Here is a 758-nt window from a genome sequence, read left to right as displayed (position 1 = left end):
ACAGGGGCCGCGTCGGGCTGCCGTCTCCTCCTTCGGAGTCAGCGGCACCAACGCGCACACCGTCCTTGAACAGGCCCCCGCAGCGGACACATCCGGCACGGAACAGGTGGCGGACAACGCCATCACGCCATGGCTGCTCTCGGCCAGGACCGAGCCCGCGCTACGCGACCAGGCCGAGCGGCTGCTGACCCATCTCACGGAGAACGCCGAACTACGGCCGCTGGACGTGGGATTCTCGCTGGCCACCGGCCGGGCGGCGCTGGAGCACCGGGCCGCTGTGATCGCGCGGGACACGGACGATCTCCTCCAGGGTCTGCGCGCACTGGCAGCGGGCTCCTCCGACGTGGGCGTGGTACACGGCGAGATGGGTACCGACGGCAAGACGGCCTTCCTGTTCACGGGGCAGGGTAGTCAGCGGCTGGGTATGGGTCGGGAGTTGTACGCGACCTACCCGGTCTTCGCCGAAGCCTTGGATGCGGTGTGTGAACGGTTCGAAGTACCACTGCGGGATGTGATCTTCGGAGCCGACGGCGGGCTGCTGGACCAGACGGCTTATACGCAGCCTGCGTTGTTCGCGGTTGAGGTGGCCCTGTTCCGGTTGGTGGAGTCGTGGGGTCTGAAGCCTGACTTCCTGGCCGGGCACTCGATCGGTGAGTTGGTCGCGGCGCATGTCGCTGGTGTGTTCTCGCTTGGGGATGCGTGTGCGTTGGTGGCGGCTCGTGGCCGGTTGATGCAGGAGCTGCCTGGTGGTGGTGCGA

Annotated in this window: 1 protein-coding gene; it reads left to right on the top strand. The window is 67.5% G+C overall.

Annotated features, from left to right (window positions below; genetic code table 11):
• The coding region (locus O5O46_RS35030; protein WP_269859730.1) for an acyltransferase domain-containing protein at positions 1 to 758 on the top strand (758 nt) is incomplete at both ends.

It is taken from the genome of Streptomyces sp. RPT161 (assembly GCF_027533845.1).
GTDB classification, from domain to species: Bacteria; Actinomycetota; Actinomycetes; order Streptomycetales; family Streptomycetaceae; genus Streptantibioticus_A; species Streptantibioticus_A silvisoli_A.
Note: the sequence above shows the minus strand (reverse complement) of the source record. Positions and strands in the feature narration are given on the sequence as shown.